Source organism: Deferribacter autotrophicus, assembly GCF_008362905.1.
Lineage (GTDB): Bacteria > Chrysiogenota > Deferribacteres > Deferribacterales > Deferribacteraceae > Deferribacter > Deferribacter autotrophicus.
The window spans coordinates 131,305-149,654 of the sequence record NZ_VFJB01000010.1; the positions used below are offsets into that span (position 1 = coordinate 131,305).

Below are 18,350 nucleotides of genomic sequence, written 5' to 3' on the forward strand. Positions count from 1 at the left end.
AAGAGGGCAGTAACGCCCTCTTTTTTATATAACAGTCCGCATCACATAAACCACTTTTCCAATTATCTCAAAATCGTCATTATCTCTCACTATTATATCTTCATACGCTTTGTTCTCAGGTCTTAATATGAAATAGCCGTTTTCTTTAATATATGTTTTTACCGTTACTTCACCGTTTAACCTGAAAACGCCTATCTCACCGTTTGCTAGCTCTTTTGTTAGCTCCACTAAAATATAATCACCGTCAAAAATCTTCTTTTCAATCATACTGTCGCCAAAAACCTTTAAAAAGAAAAACCTTTCTTTATTATTAAACCTGGTCAGGTCTATGTATTCAATAACATTTTCTTCAGATATTACGGGATACCCTGCCACCACTTTGCCTAATACAGGCAATCCTTTATTATCAAAAAAATCATCAACTATCTCTATACTTCTTGCCTGTTGAGGATTTTTTCTAATCACCCCCTTTGCTTCAAGTCTATCAAGCATCTTTTTTACAGATGCTGTGGATGATAAGTTGAGTCCCTTGCATATCTCTCTTACAGAGGGTACATAGCCATTTTTATCCTTAAATTCTTTGATGTACCCAAGCATCTTCTTTTGCTTATCTGTCAGCATAAAATTTCTCCTTGAAAACAAACATTTGTTCGCCTATAATATGCCATTATAAGTTTTAAAAATCAAGAGGTTTTAATGATACTCTGTATAGATATGGATGCATTTTTTGCCTCTGTAGAACAGGCTTCAAACCCAAATTTGAGAGGAAAACCGATAGCCATAATAGGTGCAAAAGAGCGCACAGTAGTAACCACAGCATCCTACGAAGCAAGAAAATACGGCGTAAAAACAGGCATGACAAAATATGAAGCCATGAAAATGTGCCCACATATTACCTTTATTGTGGGAAATAACCCTAAATATACCTACATCTCCAAACAAATTCACAACTTTCTCCTTACCATTACTTACGATGTAGAAATGTATTCGGTAGACGAGGCTTTTTTAGATATATCACAGGTAAAAATGCCACCTGAAGACATAGCATCTCTTATAAAAAATTATATAAAAAAGAATTTTGGAATTACATGCTCCATAGGAGTAGGAAAAAATAAACTCATTGCAAAAATGGCAAGCGGTGTTAACAAACCTGATGGTTATCTTTTTGTCCCACCTGAAAAATCCACAAGCTTCATAGATCAGTTTCAACTCTATGATATATGGGGGATAGGCAGGAGACTTTCAAAGAAATTTGCAAATATGGGGATATTTACACCAAAAGATTTAAGAAAGCTAGGACTGACAAATCTGGTAAAAATGTTTGGGAAAAACGGTTATAAACTTTTTGCCATGGCCCATGGCGATTATATCGGCAATATCAACGTTGAAGAAGAACCAGTCAAATCCATAGGTCACAGTATGACTTTACCCCATGATATATACTCTGAAAAAGAAGCTCTCCCCTATCTTTTGCAGCTTTGCGAAATGGTATCTGCAAGGGCAAGAAAAAATCGAGTATCCGGCAAAACAATATCAATATATTTGCGAGATATACATATGAATACCTTTGGCAAAAGACATACACTCCCCTTTCTCACCTGTGCTACTCATCACATCTTTGAAGTTGCAAAACTCTTATTGAAAGAATACGACCTATCTATAGGAATAAGACTTCTAGGTGTATCCCTTTCCAATCTGGTGCACAACTCGGTTCATCTAACCACCATAATGGAAAGCAACAAAAAAGAAAAAATCTACAAAGCAATAGATGAGATCAACAGCCGCTATGGAGACTTTACCATATCTTATGCTGCAATATTAAAATGCAAAAGAAAAGGTTCTCTTACTATATCACCAGCATGGAAACCATCAGGCATCAGAAACATAAACGTAAAATAAAAAATTTCTTTTTACCTCTTACATTATACTTATAACAACCCTCTCGACAAATAACATCCCCTTTGTTTTTATATCATTTGCTGCAACAATCATACTAACAAACTATTTGATAATAGTACTATTATTAAACTTATTTATCAATAAAATGATTTACAGATATCATATATTTTGGGATAAGATAATGTAACTACTGCTGGAATAAAAATTTTATCACTTTTTCAGGTTATAACCACAATTTTGGCAATAATTCGCATCAATATCGCTAATATCATAACCACACGATGGGCAGGCAAAAAAAACCATTTTATCGGCACGACGAGCCTTTGACATCTCCACAGCAAAAATCCCTGTAGGAACAGCCACAATGGCATAACCTATTATCATTGCCAAAGAAGCAATAAACTGTCCCACAGGGGTTTTAGGGGAAATATCACCGTAACCTACAGTAGTTAAAGTCACAATTGCCCAATAGATACTTTTTGGAATACTTGTGAATCCGTTTGCTTCCCCTTCCACCACATACATTATCGAACCTAAGATGATAACGAGATTAAAAACCGCAAAAAGGAAAATCAAAATTTTAGCTCTACTGGCCTTTAATGCCTGCAACAAAGCATCAGCCTGATTTAAATATTGAATCAATTTTAAAATCCTAAAAATTCTCAGTAATCTCAATATTCTGATAACAATGAAGTAATGACTGGTTGCAAAGATAATGGTCAAATATGTGGGTAAAACCGACAATAAATCCACAACGCCAAAAAAACTTGTGGCGTATTTCAAAGGCCTTTTCACAACATACAATCTCAAAATATATTCAACTGTAAAAACAATTGTAAAAAACCATTCTAACAGTTTAAAGATACCTGCAAATTTACTATGAACCTGCAAAATACTATCCAGCATAACAACCAAAACACTCATTAAAATAAAAATTATCAAAATCACATCGAACAGTTTACCCGCAAAAGTATCCGTCCCAAAAATAATTCTGTGAAGTTTCTCTCTATTTGGATGATAATACTCGGGCATAGTCTCTCCGTCTTATATAATTTAGATTTATTTTACATTACAAAAAATCATTGCGTCAATGAAAACTACGTCTCTTATAAAATATTCCTTGCTTTTTTAAAAATTGAAGCATAAAAGCGTGAAAAAGGAGATATCATGAAATCAGAAAATTCTCAATTCGACATAATTGTAATCGGAGGTGGTGCTACAGGGTGTGGTGTAGCCCTTGATGCTGCAAGCAGAGGGTTCAAAACACTGCTTTTGGAAAAAAACGACTTTGCATCAGGCACAAGTAGTAGAAGTACAAAACTGCTACATGGCGGTGTAAGATATTTGGAATCAGCTATAAAACATCTTGATAAAGAGCAATACAACCTTGTTAAAAGTAGTTTGAGAGAAAGATATCTGCTCATTCAAAATGCACCCCATCTATGTCATAAAATCGCTCTACTCACACCATTGTACAAATGGTATGAAATCCCTTACATATTTACTGGGCTTACAATCTATGACCTTTTATCAGGTAAAAAGACCCTTGGAAGAAGTAAAATAATAAGCAAAAAACGTGCAATCAAAGAGTTCCCGTCCTTGAAAAAAGATGGTTTAAAAGGGTGTGTCCAATACTACGATGGACAGTTTAATGATATGCGAATGAATATTACAATAGCCAAGACAGCAGAGAGGTACGGTGCAAAATTACTGAATTATACAGAAGTTAAAGATTTTATTAAAGAAAACGGTAAAATCAAAGGGGTAATATTTTACGATAAAATAGAAGATAAAAACAAAGAAGCTTTCGCAAAGGTGGTAATCAACGCCACAGGCCCTTTTACCGACACTATCAGAAAACTCGATAACCCCCATTGTGAAGAGATAATGCAGGTTTCATCGGGGATACATATCGCCGTTGATAAATCCTATGCTCCAAGAAATGAGGGGTTGTTAATACCAAAAACTGAAGACGGCAGAGTTCTTTTTATACTTCCCTGGGAAGATGCATGCATAATCGGTACCACGGACGAACCTGCTGAAGTGGACGAGTACCCCAAGGCAAAAGAAAAAGAGATTGATTACTTAATAAGACATATAAACATGTATTTTGATGTAAAAGTAACAAAAGACGATATAAAATCCGTATGGTCAGGATTAAGACCCCTTGTCAAAAACTCTTCCACGAATGATACAGCTTCAATCGTAAGAGACCATTATATTAAAATCTCTGAATCAAATCTTGTGACAATTACTGGCGGGAAATGGACAACCTTCAGGAAAATGGCAGAAGATACTATTAACTATATCATACCTCACTTCAAGTTATCACCAAAAAATCGATGTATAACCGAAGAAATTATCTATTATGGAAGTGAAGGTTTTGATGAAAATTATAAGAACAAGCTATTGGAATCAAATTATTTCGATAAAGAGATTTTAAATCATCTTATTAAAAATTACGGCACAAAAACGGAAGAAATAATCCATATTGCCCAAAAAGAAAATCTCGGCGATAAATTACTGGAAAGCAAACCTATCATATTGGCTGAAATCATATATGCCATCAGAAAAGAATACGCACGGAAACCTCTTGATTTTCTTGTAAGAAGAACCTCCCTTGCAGAAACCGATTTAAATAGTGCAAAGAAAGCTCTGGATACAACTGTTGAAATCTTTTCAAAAGAATTAGACTGGGACAATGAGACAAAAAATAATGTAAAAGCGGAAGCTTTAAAGATTTTAAGTGACGCAATATGAGGTAATAGATATGAAAATTATTGCTCATAGAGGCGCTTCATTTTATGCGCCTGAAAATACAATGTCTGCATTTGATCTGGCCATGACCTTTGGAGTTGATGGACTTGAAATGGATGTTCACATGACAAAGGATAAAAAGATTGTTATAATTCATGATGACTCCACCGGTCGTACAGGTACAAGAAATTATAAAGTCAAGAATAGCAAATTTGAAACATTGAACAAAATAGATGTCGGCAGTTGGTTTGATCCCAAATTCAAAGGTGAAAAAATACCCCTTCTTGAAAATTTGATAGATAAAACCCCTGATTATCTGGATCTATATATTGAAATTAAATCAGGAATCGAAATTACCGAAGTTTTTTATGAATTTATAAAAGGTTATGAATTTAGGAAAAATCAGATTATTATTATCAGTTTCAACTATGAGCTGGTATCAAAACTAAAATCCCTATTACCTGATTTTAAAGTGTTGTGGATAGTGGAATACGGATACAATGTAACCATCGAAAAAAATATGTATAAAAATGTATTTAAAAAGATTGAAGAGGCAAATTTGGACGGTATCTCAACCCTTGCCGATCTAACCCACTGTATTCGTATGGCAAAAGAAATCAAAAAAAATAAATGGCTTTGGAATGTCTGGACAGTAGATAATCCCCATCTTGCAAAACAGCTCATGAACCTTGGAGTTACTTCATTATCCACAAACAGGCCGGATTGGATAATAAAACATTTATCAAATTAGTTAATGCTAATAAGGTATTAACTAATTAAAAATAAATAAATTCATCCAGTTTTTGCTTATTTTACCCAAAAATCGGAAACAATAAAAAATAATTTTGGTCAGATTGCTTTTTCGTCTAAGGTCGAATCGCTATGATAATTTCACACATATTATTACAGCAAGGATACTAAATTTTATTGAGAAGGATTCTATCGTGGAAATCAAAATAACTATTCATCCTTTTTATTGCTAAAGTATAAATTTATCAGAGCAAGCGTAGATGTAAACACAATCATTAAAAATGATATTGCATTTATCACAGGTGTACTTCCATCCCTTACCTGCAAATAAAGATTAATTGGCAAAGTAGGCTCAGAACCTACTAAAAACAAAGTAGTATTAAAGTTTTCAAAACTCATCAGAAATGCTACTGAACCACCCCCCAATAATGCAGGCTTTAGATATCTCAAAGTAATATGCCATATAACTTCGAACCTGTTGGCACCAAGATTTAAAGCAGCCTCTTCCAACGTCCTATCGAATTTTTTTAATCTTGCAGAAACAACCAGCACCACAAATGTTGTGATAAATGAAAACTGACCAAGTACCACTAACCAGAAACCGGGCGCAAACAATGGGGTATCAATACCTAAATGCTCTTCAAGAAAAGCACCCACAGAATTGCTGGCAAGTAAAATCGAAATACCCAAAATAACACCCGGAATTACAAGAGGTGCAAGGGTTAGAAAATATAAAGCCTGCTTAAATTTAAATTCTTCTTGCTCAAATAAAAATGCACCCATTGTGCCCACAATCAATGATAAAATGGACACTATGAATGCTGTTTTTATACTAATCCAAATACTTCTCAAGTTATTCACATCATGAAAAAGCCCTACTCTATGCTCATTATTCGCAAAAAACCAGTCCAGCGTAAATCCTTTCCATGGCAAACTTGGAAAATCGGAATTATTAAATGCTAGAATGCAGGTTATTACTAGTGGAGCAAACAAAAATACATAAAAAAGTATAATGTACATTTTAAGACTGATATTATATTTTTTACTGCGAGGCAAAGTCCTAATCATTGAACCACCTTACTCAAGTTTTGTCTTGTAATTTTCAGAGCTATCCAAATAATCAATGTGGACAAGATCAACAGTAAAAATCCGAAGGCTGCACCTTGATTCCAGTTAAAACTAGCAATAAATTGCGTATAAATCTGCTCGGTAAACCAGAGTGAATTTTTCCCACCGATTAAGTTTGGAGTAAGATAATTACCAAGGGTTAACATAAAAACCACAATGGAACCAGATGTTAACCCTGGCTTTGCATGCGGTATAATTATCTTAAAAACAATATCTTTTGTTGAAGCACCGAGGTCATAAGCTGCCTCTATTAAATGATCATCCAGACTCTCCATTACAGAAATGAGAGGCACCACCATAAAAAGCATCGATGTATAAACAAGCACCATTATCATCGAAATATCATTGTACAAAAACTCAATCGGTCTATTGAGAATACCAAGTTTAACCAAAAAATGATTAATCACACCACTTTCTCTCAACAATATCATCCATCCATATACCCTAACAAGCTCACTGACCCAAAAAGGCATAAGTAGTAAAATAGATAAAAAATTACTGAATCTCGGATTAACAACTTTTGTTATAAAAAAAGACACTGGCAACGCTATTATCGCGGTAATTATAGTTACAAGTATGGAATAAACTGCTGTTCTTACAAACGTAACCCAATAAATTGGCTCTGTAAAAAAATTTTTATAGTTTTGTAAACTCCATACAAGCTCACCCAAATCATTTTCTGCCCTTAAAGACATAATGAGCAAATCGATATGAGGAATCACAATTAAAAGAAAAAGCCATAAAACCACAGGTATTAAAAAAATATAAAACCCCAATTTTGCATGTTTCATAAGCTTTACTCTCTCTCAAAGGCTATACAATTTTCAGGATGCCATCCCAACTCAATAACATCACCTGGCTTGATATAATCAAACTGTTTATTTTGGGGTAATGCCACAATAATTTCCTTTTCGCTATTTTCAACAACGGTTAAAAGTCTACTGTTTGCGCCGTCAAATAAAATAGTCTTAACTCTTACTTTTAATCTATTTAAATCGTCTATTTTATTATCAGGTTTAATGATAAAGGCTTCCGGCCTCACAAAAAAAATGCAATTTTTTTTATTCAAATGATCCAGTGTTTTCACATGGAATTGGTACCCTTCGGAAGTTTGAACCAAAGCCGTGCCTTTGTCTTGTGAAACAACTTCCGCTTCCCATCCATTATTATCCCCCACAAACTGAGCCACAAAAGCAGTCTGAGGATATTTGTAAAGATTTTGTGGTGTATCCACCTGCTCAAATTTACCAGCATTCATCACCGCCACATAATCAGACATTACAAGAGCTTCAGATTGGTCATGAGTTATATAAACAAAAGTTGTTCCCACTTCAGTTTGCAATTTTTTAAGTTCTACTTTCATCTGTTCTCTCAACTTTAAATCAAGAGCACCCAAAGGTTCATCAAGGAGCAAAACGGAAGGCTCCAATACAAGACATCTTGCAATGGCAATTCTCTGTTTCTGTCCACCTGACAATTGACTGATTGCCTTTTTTTCAAATCCTGGCAACCCCACTCTTTCTAATATATCTTTTACTTTTTTCTTAATCTCATTATTTGGAACTTTTCTTCGTCTAAGTCCAAAGGCAATATTTTCTTCAACATTCATCATCGGAAACAGAGCAAGATTCTGAAAAACAAGATTAACAGGCCTTTTATTTGGCGGCAAACCGTTAACAAGATTCCCTCTAATGTAAATTTCACCTGAAGTTGGCTCTAAAAACCCGGCAATCATCCTTAACAAAGTCGTTTTACCACATCCGGAAGGACCTAAAATGGAAAAAAACTTACCCTGCTCTACCTTAAAACTTACACCCTTTACCGCAGTAAAATCTCCGAATTTTTTAACAACACTTCTCACATCAAGATCAAATCGCATTTATAACCCCTTAATGAAAATAAGGAAAGGGGTAACCCCCCCCTTACTTTTGCCTATCTTGCTGATTTTACTTTATCAAGAATCTTTGCTTCAATTGATTCTATTTTGGCAGGTACAGGTGGATACCATTTGATATTATCTATATCTGCTTTAGAAAAAGAGCGATTTAAATTATCTTTTACATCCGGTTTTAAATATTTTTCTGCATCTTTAGATGCTGTAAAATACCCTTCAGTGTTTGTGAAATAAGCAGCGTTTTCAGGTCTTAACATAAAGTTGATCCACTTGTAAGCAGCATCAATATTTTTTGCTTTAGCAGGAATTGCAAAAGTATCTATCCAGCCCAACGCACCACTTTTTGGAGCTACAAAATCTATATTCGGATTCTCTTTATGAAGTCTCCAACCTCCACCGTCCCAACCCATGGCAACATAAACCTCTTCTGATCTAAGAAGCTGAAGCAATGCATCACCATTTGTCCAATAATTTTTTACTAAGTCTTTAGCATCTATTAATTTCTGTCCAATCTTTTCCATCAACACTTTATACTCTTTGGGATTGCTATAAAGCTCAAAAGGATTATAACCGAGTGCAAATGCCAAACCTATCAAAGTAGGCCTCTTTAATCTATAACTTATTCTACCTTTATATTTTGGATTTAAAAGATCGGTGTAATCTTTTGCATCCGCAGCATATTTTTTATTTACAATTAAACCTGATGTCCCCCAGCAAAATGGTACAGCATAAGATTTACCCTTCACTAAGGTATTTTTCTTTACAGCCTCCAACATGGAAGGGATAAAAAGTTCTGTTTTAATTTTTGAATAATCCATAGGTCTATAAATTTTGTATTTTGCCTGTACAGATGAAATTCTATCCTGGCTTGGTTGGGCAAGGTCAAACCCGCCACCACGTGTTGCTCTAAGCTTTGCAATCATCTCTTCATTATTAGAATAGGTAACTTCTACTTTAATACCTGTCTCTTTTTCAAATTTATCTACAAGTTTCTTCGGAGCATACCCTTTCCAGGTAAGCAGTCTAAGTGTGCCACCGGCAAACACATCCGTTACACAAAACGCAACCAACACCAAAACAAGCAACAAAAACCTTTTCATCACATCCTCCTCTAAAAAGTTTTAAAAAAATTTAACTCCCCTTACCTTTTTTTTTCTACGTTTCTATTTCAATTTAGTCAAGCATTACTTAATTCTCACCAAAAACTTATTTACAAAATCTTTTTCAAATAACTGACGTCACTCCAAAATTTACAAAACAATGTTTTAAAATACAGTGAAAAATATTTTTTGAGAAACCTGCCTCGCAAGCGGCACTGGACATGCCACGAAAATGAGAAAAATATTTTTCCTTTGTTTTTAGTATGTAATCTACTAATAATACTCAATAATTACTATTCCTTTACAAAAAATGGGGTGACGCCAGTCAAATAAAGGTTGCATAAATTTTTAAAAGGTGCATAATAGGCAAAGTTGTTCTGTTACAGTTCGAGTTTATCAGAGTTATCTCTTTAAACGTCACTGCAGTAAACAACAAAACAAAATAATACGAGGTATAGTTATGAGAGAAGGAACTGTTAAGTGGTTTAACGATTCAAAAGGTTATGGTTTTATAACCGAAGATGGCGGACAAGATGTATTTGTACATCACACTTCCATTCAAAAAGATGGATTTAAGTCATTATCTGAAGGTGAAAGGGTAAAATTCCAAGTAGAAAAAAGCCCAAAAGGCTTAGCTGCAATAAATGTAGTTTCCCTTTAAATTTTCAAAAAAAATAAAAAGCCGCTCTTAAGAGCGGCTTTTTTATTTTACTTGGCTATTAACAAAGTTTGTTATTTTTATAAATATTTCTTCTGGGTCATCCAATCCCCAAGCAACAGGTTTTTTATTAACCGATACATAGGGAAGAGGGAATCTGTTTTCCACAATATTATTCACATCATCGATATAATCTAAAACTTCAGGTGATGAAATATCAACATACTTGAAATCCACACTTTCAAGGCCAAACTCTTTCGTCAATTTTGCATCTAAAGTCTTTGCTATTTCAAAATAAGGATCATCAACTACCCCACAACCTGAGGGGAAATAAGATGGGCTTCACCCAGAAACAAATTCCATACTTGAACCAAATAATCTGATTATAAGCTTATCTTCCATTTTTATACCTCACTTTTTGGATTATAGCCGTTACCGTCTTTATGCAAAGTGGGGTATGCCCCACTAAAACAAGCATGACAAAAACTGCTGTTTTCAACACAGTCAAGCATCCCTTCCAAGCTTAAATAAGCAAGGCTATCTGCTGTAATATATTTTCTTATCTCCTCTATAGTATGAGTAGAAGCAATAAGCTCACTCCTTGTAGGTGTATCAATCCCATAAAAACATGGAAATTTCGTAGGTGGCGAAGATATTCTCATATGCACTTCTTTTGCACCGGCTTCTTTCAACATCTTTACAATCTTTCTACTGGTAGTCCCCCTTACGATAGAATCATCCACCACCACTATCCTTTTACCTGCAATCACACTTTTAACAGGATTGAGCTTAAGCTTTACTCCGAAATGCCTTATGGACTGGGCTGGCTCTATAAAAGTTCTTCCCACATAATGATTTCTTATCAATCCCATTTCATAAGGAATTCCACTGTATTCAGAATATCCAAGGGTCGCAACAATACCTGAATCAGGTACAGGGATAACAATATCAGCATCAACAGGACTCTCTTCTGCAAGCTTCCTACCAAATGCCTTTCTTATCTCATAAACATCTCTATTAAAAATTCTACTATCAGGCCTTGCAAAATAAATAAACTCAAAAATACATGGATGAATTTCCACCTTCTCAAATGGGTAGTAAGAAACTATCCCTTCATCTGTAATAATAATCATTTCTCCAGGCTCTATCTCACGAATAAATTCACCATCTATCAAATCAAGAGCACATGTTTCACTTACTAGTACATGGCTTGAGCGAATCCTTCCAAGTATCAAAGGCCTGAAACCAAAAGGATCCCTTAACCCTATCATCATATTTTCTGTCATAAAAATTAGAGAAAAAGCCCCTTTTAACCTTTGGACACTTTTGGAAATAGCATCAATAATATTTTTCTCATTCGACTTTGCCATCAGGTGAATTATTATTTCACTATCTGAAGTTGAGGTAAAAATTGCACCATCTGAAACAAGCTCATTACGTAAAACATCAGCATTTACAATATTCCCATTATGCACTAATGCAACAGACCCCAGATTAATATCAGCCACAATAGGTTGGGTATTTTTTAAATGATTCTCCCCTGCTGTTGAATACCTGTTGTGTCCAATGGCAATATCCCCACTTAAACGTTCAAGGATACTTCTCTTAAATATATCCGCAACAAGCCCAAGCCCCTTTTCTACCCTCAAACTTCTTCTGTCCGAACAGGCAATTCCAGCACCTTCCTGCCCCCTATGCTGCAAAGCATAAAGAGCAAGATAAACTAGATTAGCAGCATCTTTATCACCGAAAACACCAGCTATTCCACATTCTTCATGGAATTTGTCAAAAACTATTTCATCCATCTTTCAATTTCCCTTTCATACTGGTAAATTAAATCTTCAAGGTCATATAAAAGCACAACTCTTCTACCTTTTTTCACTTTAAATTCTTTCCCTCCGGTAACTCCAACTCTTTCAGTGCGTAAACCGTATTTATTCGCATATAAAAGAAATTTTTCTTCTTTAGCAGGATTAACTTCCACAAAGGCAAGTCCCTGAGTTTCACTGAAAAGATATCTAAAATCATTCATTTTATAATCAAACTGAACTTGAGCACCTATCTTATTTTTAACACACATTTCAAAAAGTGTAATAACAAGCCCACCCAATGAAACATCATGGGCACTAAGTAACAGTTCATTTTTAACAGCATCAATCATAAAGTTTATAAGTTTTATATTTTCTTCAATTTTTGGTTCAGGAACAACACCTTCATCCATATCAAGGCAATATGATAAAAACTCACTTCCTCCAATTTCACCTTTGTTCTCACCAATTAAATAAATTAAGTTCCCTTCTCCAACAAAATGGGATTCAATTCTTTTTTCCACATCATCAATAACTCCTACCATAACCACAGTAGGTGTAGGATATATCCCTTTACCATCCGTTTCATTGTAAAAACTCACATTTCCACTTACGACAGGAGTATTCAATTTTTCGCAAGCAAAACTCATCCCCTCTATAGCTTTTACAAACTGCCACATTACTTCAGGCTTTTCAGGATTACCAAAGTTTAAACAGTCTGTAATTGCAAGAGGGCGACCACCACTCATCGCTACATTTCTGGCAGCTTCAATTACAGCTATCTGACCGCCTTTATATGGATCTAGATAACAATATCTACTATTACAATCCATTGAAAGAACAATACCTTTTTTTGACCCTTTCAATCTCAAAACAGTTGCATCAGATCCAGGTAAAACAGCAGTGTTCGTTCTTACCATGTGATCATATTGCTCAAAAATCCATCTTTTAGAAGCAATATTAGGATTTGAAATCATCATTTCAAATGTTTTATCAAGATCCAAATTGGCAAAAGCAAAGTCATCATGTTTCAACTCTCTATAATATGAAGGCTCTTTATAAGGTCTATCATACACTGGGGCCTCATCACCCAGAGGTTTTGCAGGAAGTTCAGCCACCTGTTCATCTTTCCAAAACAATCTTACATAACCATCATCAGTAACCTTTCCTATAATTTCAGCATCAAGATCCCATTTATCAAATATTTCTAGTACTTTATCCTCATACCCTTTTTTTGCAACAATCAGCATCCTTTCCTGTGACTCAGAAAGCATTATTTCATAAGGTGTCATCCCTTCTTCACGACATGGAACTTTGTCAAGATAAAGCTCAACTCCAGAACCAGCTCTTGAGGCCATCTCAAAGGATGAACTTGTGAGGCCAGCAGCTCCCATATCCTGTATTCCTACAATAAAATCATTCTTCATCAATTCGAGACAAGCTTCTAAAAGTAGTTTTTCTTTAAAAGGATCCCCTATCTGCACATTTGGTCTCTTTTTTTCTGAATCTTCACCAAACTCTTCACTGGCCATCGTAGCCCCATGTATACCATCTCGACCAGTTTTTGCACCGACATAAATTACAGGATTACCAACACCTTCTGCTTTTGCTTTAAAAATCCTATCTTTTTTTACAACCCCTAAGGCAAATGCATTTACTAGAGGATTGTTCTTAAAAGAATCATGGAAAAATGTTTCACCACCAACTGTAGGAACTCCAAAACAGTTACCATACCCTGCAATTCCAGAAACAACACCTTCAAAAATATATCTGCTTTTATCATCTTTTATATTGCCAAACCTCAACCCATCCATGCAGGCAATCGGCCTTGCACCCATGGTAAAAACATCTCTCAATATACCACCAACTCCTGTAGCAGCCCCCTGATAAGGCTCAATATAAGAAGGGTGATTATGACTCTCAACCTTAAAACAAGCACATAGATCACCATCAATTTCAATTATTCCTGCATTTTCACCAGGTCCCTGAACTACCCATTCAGCCTCGGTGGGAAACTTTTTCAAATGAATTCTACTGCTTTTATAACTGCAATGTTCACTCCACATTGCAGCAAATATCCCAAGCTCAATATAATTTGGTACTCGTCCTAGTATTTCTACAGCTTTTTCGAACTCTTCTTCAGTAAGCCCCATCTCTTTCGCAACATCTACATTCACTTCTGGATAGTTAAAACTTTCATAAATTCTCATTTTTAACCCTCTTTGATAAAATCAATAATACTTTTAAAAAGATACAAACCATCTTTACTGCTAAGAATATCTTCAGCTGCTCTTTCAGGATGAGGCATCATTCCTAGCACATTACCCCTTTTATTGATTATCCCTGCAATATTCTCAATCGATCCATTTGGATTGCTCTCTTTATTGATTTCTCCATATTCATCACAATATTTGAAAACTATCTGAGAATTATTTTTTAATTCTTTCAAACCATCTTCATCTATATAATAATTCCCTTCCATGTGAGCTATAGGTATTTTTACTATTTCTCCTATAGAATATAGGCTTGTAAATGGAGTAAAACTATTTTCAACCCTTAAATATACATTTTTACATATAAACTTAAGACTTCTATTTTTTAACAGTGCACCTGGTAAAAGACCACTTTCAGTTAAAATCTGAAAACCATTACATATACCAATTACATAGCCACCCTTTTCAGCAAAATCTATAATAGTGTCCATAATGGGAGACTTACTAGCAATTGCTCCACATCTAAGATAATCACCATAAGAAAAACCGCCTGGCAAAACAATTAAATCATAATCATTAATTTCCGTATCTTTATGCCAAATAAAAGAGGTTTCTATACCGCAAACATGTTTTAACACATGATAACAATCATGGTCACAATTAGAACCGGGAAAAACTACAACTCCAGCTTTCATCTTAATCCTCTACAATCTCATAAGAAAACTCTTCAACAATAGGATTTACCAGCAACTTATTACAAAACTCTTCAATTTTTTCATTTATATTTTCAACATTATCATCCATTTCTATCTCAAATATTTTGCCAACTCTGACATTTTTAACAAATTTATAACCAAGTTTATGCAAAGAACTACAAATTGTTTGGCCTTCTGGGTCTAAAACAGTATCCTTTAATTTTACATAGACTTTCACTTTAGACATTATGCACCCCTCAAAATTCAAGTTATGGTTTTAAATATTATTTTTATGAAAAAATCAACTAGTTTTTTTCTTTGCAACCTTAGATTTGATGAATTTCCACCCGTTTTGAATATGTCTTTCTACTAGCTTTTCAACAAGATTAACGTCTCGTTTCTCAAAAGCTTCAACTATCTCTTTATGCTCCTCAATTACACTAACTATTCTTCCAGCTTCTGTAAAAGAATATGCAGTAGCTCTTTTAAACTGAGATTGCAAACTTTCAAGAAACTTTATTAATCTTTGATTTTCAGATTTTCTGATAAAAAAATCGTGGAAATCACTATTAGCTTTTATCAACCCTGCAACATTTTTATTTTCATTAAATCTCTCAAGCTTAGCATTAATATCTCTCAATTTATCAATATCAGCATCCAACATATTCTCCACCGCAAGCCTTGCAGCCAAAGATTCTAATCTTATCTTTAAAACAAAAATTTCATCCACGTCTTTATCTGTAACATCAGTAACTACTGCCCCTCTACGAGGAATTATAGTAACAAAACCATCCATCTCTAAAATTCTGAGAGCTTCTCTTATCGGAGTTCTACTAATCCCTAAAATGTCAGAAAGTTTAGGTTCTGTTAAGCGTTCACCAGGTTTTAATACACCTTTTAATATATAATCTCTTATAGTCTCAGCTATTTTTTCACTTAAAGGAGCATTATCAATACTAATATCTCTAATGGCCATAGCTAGTCATCCTTTCTTTTATATAATTCCAACTATTTTCAATATGCCATCTAACTTTTAACTCCACCAACTCTGCATTCTTTGACTTAAATGCTTTTATTATCTCATTATGTTCTTCATAAGCCTTTAATGCTCTATCAGACTTAGTAATCAACATACCTTTAATCCTTTGGAAATTTTTTGAAAGTCCCTCTAAAATTTCAACAAGTTTTTCATTATGAGATAATTTTATAAAAATATTATGAAAATCAATATTATACTTCAAATATTCCTCCACTATATCACTACTTTTATTTGCAATATAAAGAAATCTCTGATTAATTTTTGACATCTCTTCAATATCTTCATCTTTAATATATTTTACAGCTTGGCGAGCAGCCAAACCTTCTAAGCTAGCTTTAATCACATAAAGATTATCCACATCTTCAAGTGTCATCGTTTTAACAATTGCACCTTTCCTAGGGATAATCTCAACAAACCCCTCACTCTCAAGCTGTCTAAGGGCTTCTCTAATTGGAGTCCTACTTATTCCAAGTATTTCAGCTAGTTTTGGTTCTACAAGACGATCACCATCTTTATACACACCTTTAATAATATCAGTCCTAATCTTATCAGCTATTTTTTCCCTTAAAGGCTTTGTTTCCAACAACTCTTCCACACCAACCCCAATTGTATACAGTATGCAATTAAATTTTAATATATAATTTTAAACTAGTCAAATATAATTTTTTTTGTTATAAGATTTTCTAATGTTTATAACAAATAAAAATCTTGCATTATCATTAGGCAGCGGTTCTGCGAAGGGTTTAGCACATATTGGTGTAATAAAATTCTTACTAGAACGTGGTTATAATATTCAAGCTGTTGCTGGTTCAAGCATTGGTGCAATAATTGCTTCCTATTTTGCTTTTAATAAATTGAATGTATATGAAGAATTTGTTCTTTCCCTTAACAAAACAAAAGTGTTTTCTCTCTTTAGCATAAACTTTCTCCCTAATAAAGGACTAATGGATGGAGACAAGATTTGTGAATTCTTTATGAAAAATCTTGGTGACGTAAATATTGAAGATGCCCATATACCTCTCTATATAGTTGCAACAGATTTAGAAACAGGCAAACCTGTTGTTTTTAGTAAAGGTAGCCTTTTTAAAGCTGTAAGAGCCAGTATTTCTATACCTGGAATTTTTTCACCTTTTAGAATCAATGGACAAGTTTTAGTTGACGGTGGTGTATCAAATCCTCTTCCAATAGATATATTACATAAAAAAGGTTATAAAAGAATCTGTGCTATCGATTTAAATGGAAAAGTAAAAGAAACGGTTTACGACAAAATACCAAACATAATATCAACTCTTTATAGATCATTTACAATTATGAATTACTTTCAAACAAAATATATTTTATCAGAGTATAAACCAAATATTTTATTATCACCACCACTTGATCATATTGGGATGCTTGACTACCACCTTGCTGATGAAATAATTAACATTGGTTATGAATTCACTTCCAAAATCCTCAAATATTAATAAATGAGGTTACTATAATGTATATACTTATTACTGGAGCAACTGATGGTATCGGCAAAACTACAGCCATTGAATTAGCAAAACTCGGTTATAACTTAATTATTCATGGAAGAACATCAGATAAGTTAATTAACCTTCAAAAGACTATTATAAAAGATTTTCCAAATATTGATATAATAACAATCAAAGCAGATTTATCAGATTTAGCTGAAACATTTGAAGCATTCAATAAAATAAATAATTATCCAATTAATGTATTAATCAACAATGCTGCTACATTTTCTAAAAATTTTAAATACACAATTGATGGATTTGAAGTTACTTATCAAGTAAATTATTTATCTCACTTTCTCATTACCCATATTCTTTTAGACAATTTGCTTTCAAACCAACCAGCTAAAATTATAAATGTATCATCTATGGCTCATTCAAACAGCATAAATATAACAGATATTAAAAATAAGCTATTTCCTTCAGGATACGAAGCATATTCACTTTCAAAACTTTGCAACATACTCTTTACTTTTAAATTACACGACATATTAAAAAATAAAAATATTTCAGTAAACTGCTTACATCCTGGAGTAATCAATACAAAACTATTAATTGACAATTGGGGACCAATAGGTAGTGATACTTTTGAAGGTTATAAAATGATAAAATTTGTTTTTGATTTACCAATTGATATCAGTGGAAAATATTTTAGGAATTTCAAGGAAACTAAAGCTGCTGATGTAGTTTATGATAAATTTATTCAAGATGAATTATACGATATTACGAAAGACTTCTTAAAAGATTACATTAAATAAAAAAAAAGCTCTGGCGGCGACCTACCTTCCCACGGGTTATCTTCCCGCAGTATTCTCGGCGCTGGAGGGCTTAACTTCCGTGTTCGGAATGGGAACGGGTGTTACCCCTCCGCTATGACCACCAGAGCAGTCCT

General features: G+C 34.0%; 19 protein-coding genes and 1 rRNA gene. 6 read left to right on the plus strand and 14 right to left on the minus strand.

Annotated features, from left to right (window positions below; genetic code table 11):
• Positions 1 to 24: 24 nt before the first annotated feature.
• The gene (lexA, locus tag FHQ18_RS12450; RefSeq protein WP_149267495.1) at positions 25 to 621 is read right to left on the minus strand and encodes a transcriptional repressor LexA; all 597 of its coding nucleotides are present in this window, start codon (positions 619 to 621) and stop codon (positions 25 to 27) included.
• A gap of 75 nt (positions 622 to 696) precedes the next feature.
• Here lexA and dinB point away from each other — a divergent pair, with 75 nt between their 5' ends.
• Complete coding sequence (gene dinB / locus FHQ18_RS12455) at positions 697 to 1,899, plus strand: DNA polymerase IV (protein WP_149267496.1); 1,203 nt, start codon at positions 697 to 699, stop codon at positions 1,897 to 1,899.
• 210 nt (positions 1,900 to 2,109) lie between these two features.
• On the opposite strand, the gene FHQ18_RS12460 is transcribed toward dinB, so the two are convergent.
• Positions 2,110 to 2,931 carry an ion transporter gene (locus FHQ18_RS12460; protein ID WP_149267497.1) on the minus strand — a complete coding sequence of 274 codons (822 nt, stop codon included), beginning with the start codon at positions 2,929 to 2,931 and terminating at the stop codon, positions 2,110 to 2,112.
• Positions 2,932 to 3,066: 135 nt separating this feature from the next.
• Here FHQ18_RS12460 and FHQ18_RS12465 point away from each other — a divergent pair, with 135 nt between their 5' ends.
• Positions 3,067 to 4,659: a glycerol-3-phosphate dehydrogenase/oxidase gene (locus FHQ18_RS12465; protein ID WP_149267498.1), complete on the plus strand. Its 1,593-nt coding sequence runs from the start codon at positions 3,067 to 3,069 to the stop codon at positions 4,657 to 4,659.
• A gap of 10 nt (positions 4,660 to 4,669) precedes the next feature.
• A complete protein-coding gene (locus FHQ18_RS12470; protein ID WP_149267499.1) occupies positions 4,670 to 5,407 on the plus strand; it encodes a glycerophosphodiester phosphodiesterase in 738 nt (245 codons plus the stop codon).
• Positions 5,408 to 5,616: 209 nt separating this feature from the next.
• On the opposite strand, the gene FHQ18_RS12475 is transcribed toward FHQ18_RS12470, so the two are convergent.
• Genes FHQ18_RS12475 through FHQ18_RS12490 form a run of 4 tightly spaced genes read right to left on the minus strand, consistent with a single transcriptional unit; the run spans position 5,617 to position 9,528 of the window.
• On the minus strand, positions 5,617 to 6,474 hold the full coding sequence (locus tag FHQ18_RS12475; protein ID WP_149267500.1) for an ABC transporter permease: 858 nt from the start codon (positions 6,472 to 6,474) through the stop codon (positions 5,617 to 5,619).
• Positions 6,471 to 7,325: an ABC transporter permease gene (locus FHQ18_RS12480; RefSeq protein ID WP_149267501.1), complete on the minus strand. Its 855-nt coding sequence runs from the start codon at positions 7,323 to 7,325 to the stop codon at positions 6,471 to 6,473. Before FHQ18_RS12480 ends, FHQ18_RS12475 begins: the two co-directional genes overlap by 4 nt.
• Positions 7,326 to 7,330: 5 nt before the next feature.
• On the minus strand, positions 7,331 to 8,413 hold the full coding sequence (locus FHQ18_RS12485) for an ABC transporter ATP-binding protein (RefSeq protein ID WP_149267502.1): 1,083 nt from the start codon (positions 8,411 to 8,413) through the stop codon (positions 7,331 to 7,333).
• Between the two features lie 53 nt (positions 8,414 to 8,466).
• Positions 8,467 to 9,528 carry an extracellular solute-binding protein gene (locus FHQ18_RS12490; protein WP_149267503.1) on the minus strand — a complete coding sequence of 354 codons (1,062 nt, stop codon included), beginning with the start codon at positions 9,526 to 9,528 and terminating at the stop codon, positions 8,467 to 8,469.
• A gap of 460 nt (positions 9,529 to 9,988) precedes the next feature.
• Here FHQ18_RS12490 and FHQ18_RS12495 point away from each other — a divergent pair, with 460 nt between their 5' ends.
• A complete protein-coding gene (locus FHQ18_RS12495; RefSeq protein WP_149267504.1) occupies positions 9,989 to 10,189 on the plus strand; it encodes a cold-shock protein in 201 nt (66 codons plus the stop codon).
• Positions 10,190 to 10,231: 42 nt separating this feature from the next.
• On the opposite strand, the gene FHQ18_RS12500 is transcribed toward FHQ18_RS12495, so the two are convergent.
• The 7 genes from FHQ18_RS12500 to FHQ18_RS12530 form a co-directional block, all read right to left on the minus strand.
• Complete coding sequence (locus FHQ18_RS12500) at positions 10,232 to 10,450, minus strand: hypothetical protein (RefSeq protein WP_149267505.1); 219 nt, start codon at positions 10,448 to 10,450, stop codon at positions 10,232 to 10,234.
• 140 nt (positions 10,451 to 10,590) lie between these two features.
• Complete coding sequence (gene purF, locus FHQ18_RS12505) at positions 10,591 to 11,982, minus strand: amidophosphoribosyltransferase (protein WP_149267519.1); 1,392 nt, start codon at positions 11,980 to 11,982, stop codon at positions 10,591 to 10,593.
• Complete coding sequence (gene purL, locus FHQ18_RS12510; RefSeq protein ID WP_149267506.1) at positions 11,979 to 14,204, minus strand: phosphoribosylformylglycinamidine synthase subunit PurL; 2,226 nt, start codon at positions 14,202 to 14,204, stop codon at positions 11,979 to 11,981. The genes purF and purL overlap by 4 nt, the downstream gene beginning before the upstream one ends.
• A 2-nt stretch (positions 14,205 to 14,206) precedes the next feature.
• Positions 14,207 to 14,902 (minus strand): phosphoribosylformylglycinamidine synthase subunit PurQ, encoded by a 696-nt coding sequence (gene purQ, locus FHQ18_RS12515; protein ID WP_149267507.1) that lies wholly within the window; start codon positions 14,900 to 14,902, stop codon positions 14,207 to 14,209.
• A gap of 1 nt (position 14,903) precedes the next feature.
• Positions 14,904 to 15,149: a phosphoribosylformylglycinamidine synthase subunit PurS gene (gene purS / locus FHQ18_RS12520; protein ID WP_149267508.1), complete on the minus strand. Its 246-nt coding sequence runs from the start codon at positions 15,147 to 15,149 to the stop codon at positions 14,904 to 14,906.
• Between the two features lie 54 nt (positions 15,150 to 15,203).
• Complete coding sequence (locus FHQ18_RS12525) at positions 15,204 to 15,878, minus strand: GntR family transcriptional regulator (protein ID WP_149267509.1); 675 nt, start codon at positions 15,876 to 15,878, stop codon at positions 15,204 to 15,206.
• Positions 15,868 to 16,536, minus strand: a complete 669-nt coding sequence (locus tag FHQ18_RS12530; RefSeq protein WP_149267510.1) for a GntR family transcriptional regulator — start codon at positions 16,534 to 16,536, stop codon at positions 15,868 to 15,870. Before FHQ18_RS12530 ends, FHQ18_RS12525 begins: the two co-directional genes overlap by 11 nt.
• A gap of 91 nt (positions 16,537 to 16,627) precedes the next feature.
• Here FHQ18_RS12530 and FHQ18_RS12535 point away from each other — a divergent pair, with 91 nt between their 5' ends.
• Together FHQ18_RS12535 and FHQ18_RS12540 are read left to right on the plus strand one after the other, a co-directional pair.
• On the plus strand, positions 16,628 to 17,407 hold the full coding sequence (locus FHQ18_RS12535) for a patatin-like phospholipase family protein (protein WP_149267511.1): 780 nt from the start codon (positions 16,628 to 16,630) through the stop codon (positions 17,405 to 17,407).
• A 17-nt stretch (positions 17,408 to 17,424) separates the two neighbouring features.
• Positions 17,425 to 18,216 (plus strand): SDR family NAD(P)-dependent oxidoreductase, encoded by a 792-nt coding sequence (locus FHQ18_RS12540; RefSeq protein ID WP_149267512.1) that lies wholly within the window; start codon positions 17,425 to 17,427, stop codon positions 18,214 to 18,216.
• 8 nt (positions 18,217 to 18,224) lie between these two features.
• On the opposite strand, the gene rrf is transcribed toward FHQ18_RS12540, so the two are convergent.
• Positions 18,225 to 18,342: ribosomal RNA gene (gene rrf / locus FHQ18_RS12545) — 5S ribosomal RNA — on the minus strand.
• Positions 18,343 to 18,350 lie beyond the last annotated feature (8 nt).

What these genes read in the sequence shown, in the direction of transcription:
- FHQ18_RS12495 (WP_149267504.1), top strand. Translation starts at nt 9,989, where the DNA reads ATGAGAGAAGGAACTGTTAAGTGGTTTAACGATTCAAAAGGTTATGGT.
- dinB (WP_149267496.1), top strand. Translation starts at nt 697, where the DNA reads ATGATACTCTGTATAGATATGGATGCATTTTTTGCCTCTGTAGAACAG.
- FHQ18_RS12535 (WP_149267511.1), top strand. Translation starts at nt 16,628, where the DNA reads ATGTTTATAACAAATAAAAATCTTGCATTATCATTAGGCAGCGGTTCT.
- FHQ18_RS12470 (WP_149267499.1), top strand. Translation starts at nt 4,670, where the DNA reads ATGAAAATTATTGCTCATAGAGGCGCTTCATTTTATGCGCCTGAAAAT.
- FHQ18_RS12460 (WP_149267497.1), bottom strand. Translation starts at nt 2,931, where the DNA reads ATGCCCGAGTATTATCATCCAAATAGAGAGAAACTTCACAGAATTATT.
- purL (WP_149267506.1), bottom strand. Translation starts at nt 14,204, where the DNA reads ATGAGAATTTATGAAAGTTTTAACTATCCAGAAGTGAATGTAGATGTT.
- FHQ18_RS12540 (WP_149267512.1), top strand. Translation starts at nt 17,425, where the DNA reads ATGTATATACTTATTACTGGAGCAACTGATGGTATCGGCAAAACTACA.
- FHQ18_RS12480 (WP_149267501.1), bottom strand. Translation starts at nt 7,325, where the DNA reads ATGAAACATGCAAAATTGGGGTTTTATATTTTTTTAATACCTGTGGTT.
- FHQ18_RS12525 (WP_149267509.1), bottom strand. Translation starts at nt 15,878, where the DNA reads ATGGCCATTAGAGATATTAGTATTGATAATGCTCCTTTAAGTGAAAAA.
- FHQ18_RS12465 (WP_149267498.1), top strand. Translation starts at nt 3,067, where the DNA reads ATGAAATCAGAAAATTCTCAATTCGACATAATTGTAATCGGAGGTGGT.
- lexA (WP_149267495.1), bottom strand. Translation starts at nt 621, where the DNA reads ATGCTGACAGATAAGCAAAAGAAGATGCTTGGGTACATCAAAGAATTT.
- FHQ18_RS12475 (WP_149267500.1), bottom strand. Translation starts at nt 6,474, where the DNA reads ATGATTAGGACTTTGCCTCGCAGTAAAAAATATAATATCAGTCTTAAA.
- purS (WP_149267508.1), bottom strand. Translation starts at nt 15,149, where the DNA reads ATGTCTAAAGTGAAAGTCTATGTAAAATTAAAGGATACTGTTTTAGAC.
- FHQ18_RS12485 (WP_149267502.1), bottom strand. Translation starts at nt 8,413, where the DNA reads ATGCGATTTGATCTTGATGTGAGAAGTGTTGTTAAAAAATTCGGAGAT.
- purQ (WP_149267507.1), bottom strand. Translation starts at nt 14,902, where the DNA reads ATGAAAGCTGGAGTTGTAGTTTTTCCCGGTTCTAATTGTGACCATGAT.
- FHQ18_RS12490 (WP_149267503.1), bottom strand. Translation starts at nt 9,528, where the DNA reads ATGAAAAGGTTTTTGTTGCTTGTTTTGGTGTTGGTTGCGTTTTGTGTA.